6 protein-coding genes and 1 pseudogene are annotated in these 6,668 nt (G+C 46.0%); 2 read left to right on the forward strand and 5 right to left on the reverse strand.

Annotated elements, in window-relative coordinates:
- The first annotated feature begins 142 nt into the window (after window positions 1-142).
- Entirely contained in the window at window positions 143-517 is a 375-nt protein-coding gene (locus tag CAG68_RS07910) for a hypothetical protein (RefSeq protein WP_053303037.1), read from the forward strand.
- A gap of 57 nt (window positions 518-574) precedes the next feature.
- On the opposite strand, the gene trpS is transcribed toward CAG68_RS07910, so the two are convergent.
- The 5 genes from trpS to nsrR all read right to left on the reverse strand — a co-directional run bounded on the left by trpS (window position 575) and on the right by nsrR (window position 6,364).
- A complete protein-coding gene (gene trpS / locus CAG68_RS07915) occupies window positions 575-1,591 on the reverse strand; it encodes a tryptophan--tRNA ligase (protein ID WP_005381398.1) in 1,017 nt (338 codons plus the stop codon).
- Window positions 1,592-1,707: 116 nt separating this feature from the next.
- On the reverse strand, window positions 1,708-2,394 hold the full coding sequence (locus CAG68_RS07920; protein WP_005382834.1) for a phosphoglycolate phosphatase: 687 nt from the start codon (window positions 2,392-2,394) through the stop codon (window positions 1,708-1,710).
- A 110-nt stretch (window positions 2,395-2,504) separates the two neighbouring features.
- On the reverse strand, window positions 2,505-3,248 hold the full coding sequence (gene rlmB, locus CAG68_RS07925; RefSeq protein WP_047103967.1) for a 23S rRNA (guanosine(2251)-2'-O)-methyltransferase RlmB: 744 nt from the start codon (window positions 3,246-3,248) through the stop codon (window positions 2,505-2,507).
- Window positions 3,249-3,315: 67 nt separating this feature from the next.
- The gene (rnr, locus tag CAG68_RS07930) at window positions 3,316-5,823 is read right to left on the reverse strand and encodes a ribonuclease R (RefSeq protein ID WP_064368822.1); all 2,508 of its coding nucleotides are present in this window, start codon (window positions 5,821-5,823) and stop codon (window positions 3,316-3,318) included.
- Window positions 5,824-5,938: 115 nt separating this feature from the next.
- Complete coding sequence (gene nsrR, locus CAG68_RS07935; RefSeq protein WP_005381392.1) at window positions 5,939-6,364, reverse strand: nitric oxide-sensing transcriptional repressor NsrR; 426 nt, start codon at window positions 6,362-6,364, stop codon at window positions 5,939-5,941.
- Window positions 6,365-6,521: 157 nt separating this feature from the next.
- On the opposite strand from nsrR, the pseudogene CAG68_RS07940 reads away from it, so the two are divergent.
- Window positions 6,522-6,668 (forward strand): annotated as a pseudogene (locus CAG68_RS07940) (globin domain-containing protein); the annotation flags it as partial.

Raw genomic sequence — 6,668 nt, forward strand, 5'->3', positions numbered from 1 at the left:
CTTTTACAGGCCCCTCATACTTCAAAGTTTTCATGATTTATTCAATAACTTTTCATTACTCACTAGCCAAAAATATACACAAAAGATATAACACCTGCGCGAGACAACAAGATCTCATTAGCTGTAAACCCAGGAACGACAAATGAAAACAATTCAACGCAGTGTGCTAGCTATCTCCCTACTTGGCTTGATAGCGGGGTGTCAGTTGACCGCCAGTGAGCCACTTCAACCTACGGCGAATCAAGACATCATCGAATCAGCCAAAAATGAACTGGATGGTATTGAAGAACTAGAAGTCAGTGACGAGGGTGTTATTACCTTTACTCAGCGTCTAAGAACGCCAGGAACCTACTGGATTCCAGCGAGAATTAAAGAACTCAGCTACGATATATCATGCGTACAGCTTAGTTACTTCATTGATAGAGGCATGGTTGTGAAGTCTGCCTTTCTAGGGGCTCGAGGACGTGTTGAATATTACGACATGGAACGCTGTATGAAAGACACACCATTTCAGTAATACAGGCATAAAAAAAGCTCCACCAAAGTGGAGCTTTTTCGTATTCGTTCTTAGCAACTATGGGCGAGCTACAAAACCTACTGCTTCGTATGCTTTCTTAAGCGTTTCAGCCGCTCGTGCCGAGGCTTTCTCAGCGCCTTGCTGCATTACCTCGTCCATGTAAGCACGATCAGCGCGAATACGGTGATATTCTGCTTGAATTGGCTCAAGCATTGCTACAACTGCCTCACCAACATCTTTCTTAAATGGGCCATACATTTCTACGCCTTGGTACTTCGCTTCAATCTCTTCGAAGCTCATACCTGTCGCCGCGGAGTACAGACCCATTAGGTTAGCAATGCCCGCCTTGTTCTCGATATCATGACGGATACTTGGTGGCGTTTCGGTATCGGTTTGCGCTTTGTTGATCTTCTTAAGGATCGACTTAGGCTCTTCCAGCAGCGTGATAACGTTCTTACGGTTGTCATCAGATTTAGACATCTTCTTCGTTGCGTCTTGAAGGCTCATTACACGCGCATTTACTGTCGGAATGTAAGGCTCTGGAACTTGGAAGATTGGCTGCTCTGGCGAGTAAATATTGTTGAAACGCGTTGCGATATCGCGCGCTAATTCTAGATGTTGCTTCTGGTCACTGCCTACAGGTACTTGGTGTGCACCGTAAAGCAAAATGTCAGCCGCCATCAACACCGGGTAGTCAAATAGACCGACGTTTACGTCATTCGCGTAACGTGCCGATTTGTCTTTAAACTGAGTCATACGGCTCAGCTCACCCATTTGAGTGTAGCAGTTAAGAAGCCAACCTAATTGAGCATGCTCTGGTACATGTGACTGAACAAATAGCGTGCTCTTCTTCGGGTCAACACCAACTGCCAGACAAATTGCCAGTGCGTCTAGAGTTGCTTCATGCAGCGCTTTAGGGTCCTGACGAACCGTAATCGCGTGAAGGTCTACCACACAATATTGGCAATCATAATCGTCTTGCATCTGCTGCCATTGACGTAGAGCACCCAAGTAGTTACCGATACTTAGTTCACCTGAAGGTTGAACACCACTCAATACAATGGGTTTGCTCATTAGAATGATTCCTTTGACTTCTTAATCTAATTAAATGAAAAAAACCGTGCAGTAATAGGTGCACGGTTTACTCAGTGTACTCATTAACGAGTATTTTGGAAGCTCTTTTGTAGCCGTTATGCAGAAACCGCTACAACGTCCAATAATTCTGCCAAACTGTCAGCGACGAAATCTGGATTTGATGCTGAAATAGGTTCACCGTGGTTATAACCATATGTCAGACCAAATGAGGCACAGCCTGCATTCTTTGCTGCGAGAATATCGTTTTTCGAGTCGCCAACCATCAGCATTTCACTTGGTTGGATTTGGTGCTTTTCCATCAACCAGTTCAATGCTACTGGGTTTGGTTTTTTCTCTGGGAATGCATCACCGCCAAGGACATCAACGAAGTATTTTGCGATGTCGTGCTTTTCCAAAACGTCAGGCACAAACTTTGAAGGTTTGTTGGTCACCAACGCCATAACAAAGCCCGCTTTGTGCAGCTCTGCTAGTGTCTCTTTTACCGTTGGGTAAAGATGACTTAGCTTGTGACCGCTTTGCTCGTAGTAATCATCAAACAATACACGCGCTTTAGCACGAAGCTCTTCACTCAGCTCCGGGTTGATGGTCAGGCTTTGGCTTAATGAGCGACCAATAAGCACGTCTGCGCCGTTACCCACGTAATCACGAACTTGTTCTTCTGAAACCGATGGAAAGCCAAGCGCCTGTACTGCTTGGTCTGCCGCGACAGCTAGATCGGGCACGCTATCAAGCAAAGTACCATCTAGATCGAAGGCGATGAATTTAATGTCTTGTTGAGTCATAACTTCCCTGAGGATTTTTATTTATAAATCGGTGAAAACGACAAAGGATGGCACCCCATCCTTTGTTTTTATCATTATGTCTGATTCTACAGTAACTGTTTGTTTCGTCGTTACTTTGCAGCAATACGCTGACGAACTGCCTCAAACAAACAGATGCCGGATGCCACAGATACGTTCAAGCTTGAAACGCTACCAGCCATTGGGATCTTAATCAAATCGTCGCAGGTTTCACGAGTCAGACGACGCATACCGTCACCTTCAGCCCCCATTACGATAGCAAGAGGTCCAGTCAGTTTGGCTTGGTAGATGTCGTGCGTTGCTTCACCCGCAGTACCAACAAACCAGATGCCTTTCTCTTGCAATGTACGCATAGTACGAGCCAAGTTAGTCACTCGGATCAATGGTACGACTTCAGCTGCACCACAAGCGACTTTACTTACCGTCGCATTCATTGGCGCAGAACGATCTTTCGGTACGATGATCGCCGCAGCACCTGCCGCATCTGCGTTACGTAAACACGCACCAAGATTGTGTGGATCGGTCACGCCGTCTAACACTAAGAGCAGTGGTGATTCGTGCTTTGCAAGGATGTCATCAATATCGTTCTCATTCAGCTGCTTCGCTGGTTTCACACGAGCGATGATGCCTTGGTGATTTGCACCGCGTGCTTTGTCATCCAAGGTTTTACGTGTCATCTGCTGAATAGAAACACCACAAACCTGAAGATCATTTAGGATTGGCATTAGGCGATCATCTTGACGACCTTTTAAAACGTACGCCTCGATAAAACGCTCTGGTTCGCGCTCCAATACCGCCTTCACTGCGTGAATGCCGTAGATAAATTCGTTACTCATTGTTTAACCTGTTGTTCTGGTCGTATTGCCTGCGCCAACCGAGTTTGAACTAAGTTGGCGCTTCAACCTACTGCGCTTCTTTTTTAGTGCGCTTGGTTTTCTTCGGCTTACTGTGCGGCTTCTTTTTACGTGCTTTTTTCACTTTAGGCTTCTCGTTGCCTTCGGCGTCACCACGTTTTGGGCCATTACGCTTACTCGTTGCGCCCGTTTCTTCTGGGCGTTTAGTTGGCTCTATCGCAGGAATTGCACGAGCCGCGCCACCTTCTTTCGATGAAGAGCGAGTCGCAGCGCGTTTTTTATCTTTCGCTTTGCGTTTTGCTTCCGCTGCGCGTTTCTTCGCAGTCTTACCTTCGCCGCGTAGCTTACGACTTGTTTCGACCAATTCAAAGTCAATTTGCTTGTCATCGAGGTTAACAGCCAGTACTTTTACTTTTACTGCATCACCTAAGCGGTAGATGTTACCGAAACTTTCACCAATAAGTCGTTGACCAATCGGGTCAAATTGATAGTAGTCGTTCGCAAGGGTAGAAATATGTACCAAACCATCGATGTGCAAATCCGTTAAACGTACAAAGAAGCCAAAGCTAGTGACATTAGCGATAACACCGTCTAGTTCGTCACCGACGTGGTCTTGCATATATTCACACTTCAGCCAATCCGCAACATCACGTGTTGCATCATCAGCACGGCGCTCTGTCATCGAACATTGTTCGCCGTAAAAATCCATGTCGTCAAACGAGTAATGATAGCCACCTGTTGGTGTCCAGCGATCTTGATTACGACCTTCTTCTTTAGCAATCAGATACTTGATTGCACGGTGAAGTAACAAGTCAGGGTAACGACGAATTGGCGACGTAAAGTGCGCATAGCGTTTCAATGCCAACCCAAAGTGCCCCGCGTTATCTGCGTTGTATACCGCTTGCTTCATTGAGCGTAGCAGCATGGTCTGAATCAACTCTTGATCTTGACGCCCGGAGATTTGACGTGCGAGATCAGCATAGTCCGTTGGTGAAGGCTCTAAACCACCTTTTAGCTCAAGACCAAGTTCACTTAAGAAGTCACGGAAACCTTGCAGGCGTAATTCACCTGGAGATTCGTGGATACGATAAAGCGCGGGCTCTTTCGCTTTTTCTACCAGCGATGCCGAAGCAATGTTGGCTAAAATCATACATTCTTCGATGATCTTATGCGCGTCATTACGAATTACTGGCTCAATGCTTTCGATTTTACGTTCCGCATTGAAAATAAATTTGGTTTCAACGGTTTCAAATTCGATTGCACCGCGTTGATCTCGTGCTTCTTTCAGCACTTTGTACATCTTGTGCAACTCTTCTAGATGAGAAACAAGCGGCTGGTAGCGCTCACGTAGTTCTTCATCCCCTTCTAGAATCGCGCTCACTTTGCTATATGTGAGACGAGCGTGCGAGTTCATCACCGCCTCGTAATGCTTGTAACCAGACAGCTTACCTGTATCGGAAATGGTCATTTCGCACACCATACACAAGCGATCTACTTGCGGGTTAAGCGAACATAGACCGTTCGACAGTACTTCTGGCAACATTGGCACAACTTGCGAAGGGAAATATACTGAGTTACCACGATTGATCGCTTCTTTGTCCAACGCAGAGTCAGGACGAACGTAGTAACTGACGTCAGCAATCGCTACCCATAAACGCCAACCACCTTCTTTGTTCTTTTCACAGTAAACGGCATCATCAAAGTCTCGTGCGTCTTCGCCGTCAATGGTCACTAGTGGCAAATCACGTAGATCCACACGACCAACTTTCGCTTCTTCTGGTACTTCTTCGCCTAAGTTTTCGATTTGTTTATCGACGGCTTCTGGCCATTCGTGAGGGATTTGGTGTGTACGAATCGCAATTTGTGTTTCCATACCTGGTGCCATGTTTTCACCAAGGACTTCAACCACTTTACCCATCATGCCGCGTGAGCGTGAGCCACGATCAGTAATTTCAATTACGACTACGTTACCCATGCGTGCACCCGCTTTGTGCTCATTTGGGATCAGGATATCTTGGCTGATACGCGAGTCATCTGGGACAACATAGGAGTATCCATATTCAAGGAAGAAACGACCAACGATTTGATCATTGCGCTCCTCTAGCACACGCACCAAACGTCCTTCACGGCGGCCGCGCTTGCTGTTGTCTGTCGGTTGCACTAAGACAAAATCACCGTGGATGATGTTCTTCATCTGATGGTGCGGTAACAGAATATCATCATCCTTGCCGACGCTGCCTTCTGGACGTACCCAACCATGGCCATCACGATGACCAATCACGTAACCTTTCACCATTTCAAGTTTTTCAGGCAATGCATAGCACTGACGGCGGGTAAACACCAGTTGGCCATCTCGCTCCATCGCACGTAGCCGACGACGCAACCCTTCGTATTGCTCTTCGCCCTCAAGCTTTAGTGCCTCAAACAAGTCGTTACGATTCATTGGAACGCCCGCTTGCTCTAGAAACTCGATGATAAACTCTCGGCTTGGAATTGGATTTTCGTAATTTTTGGATTCACGATCTGCAAAAGGATCGTTTGGAATATTGTCTGACATAGGCACGCCTATCTAGCAAGGAAGGTATATGGCTAGTATATCTGAGTCTCTCGATAAGCTACAGAATTGCTTTGAAAAAAGAATGATCGAGATCGACTCTAGGCATGCAAATGAGTTAAGGACGAGCCAGCAAGATCAAAAGTTCAGAATTGTCACTGAGCAAGGATTCAATCGTGCAGTCATCCAACTCCGCCAGAAAGGCACTTTTTGCTTTCGCCAATTTATCTTTGAGGCGGCAAGCAGGGGTAATATGGCAAAAATCCACACCACAGTTGACTAAATCTAACGGCTCTAAATCGCGCACAACACCACCGACTGTGATTTCAGACGCTGGCTTCATCAGCCGGATACCACCGTTTTTTCCGCGCACGGTATGGACATAACCCAACTGCCCTAACCGATTGATAACTTTAACCATATGGTTGCGCGACACACCAAATAAATCCGTCACTTCGGTAATGCTGGTTAACTCATCTTCCGGCAACGAAGCCAAGAAAATTAAGGTTCTCAACGCATAATCAGTGAAACTAGTTAACTGCATATTCTCTCCCAAAGTGCGACTCAATAACCCGCTGGTGATGCTAAAACCCCAAACTTGAGCTATCGATAAAAGTGTAAATCTTTTCTTGATCGAAAGATACATTTGAGATACAACTTTAAACATGCATTATAAATACAACTTAAAGTAGGAAGCCCTTATGCTCAGCAATCAAACTATCGAGATCGTCAAAGCGACCGCACCACTCATCGCCGAAACAGGACCAAAACTGACCGCGCACTTTTACGAGCGTATGTTTACTCATAACCCTGAGTTGAAAGATATTTTTAACATGAGTAACCAGCGT

The organism is Vibrio sp. V42_P2S4T144, from assembly GCF_009904715.1.
In the GTDB taxonomy this organism is placed as follows: domain Bacteria; phylum Pseudomonadota; class Gammaproteobacteria; order Enterobacterales; family Vibrionaceae; genus Vibrio; species Vibrio alginolyticus.

Coding starts and splice junctions, on each gene's coding strand:
- CAG68_RS07910 (WP_053303037.1), top strand. CDS start 143: ATGAAAACAATTCAACGCAGTGTGCTAGCTATCTCCCTACTTGGCTTG.
- trpS (WP_005381398.1), bottom strand. CDS start 1,591: ATGAGCAAACCCATTGTATTGAGTGGTGTTCAACCTTCAGGTGAACTA.
- CAG68_RS07920 (WP_005382834.1), bottom strand. CDS start 2,394: ATGACTCAACAAGACATTAAATTCATCGCCTTCGATCTAGATGGTACT.
- rlmB (WP_047103967.1), bottom strand. CDS start 3,248: ATGAGTAACGAATTTATCTACGGCATTCACGCAGTGAAGGCGGTATTG.
- rnr (WP_064368822.1), bottom strand. CDS start 5,823: ATGTCAGACAATATTCCAAACGATCCTTTTGCAGATCGTGAATCCAAA.
- nsrR (WP_005381392.1), bottom strand. CDS start 6,364: ATGCAGTTAACTAGTTTCACTGATTATGCGTTGAGAACCTTAATTTTC.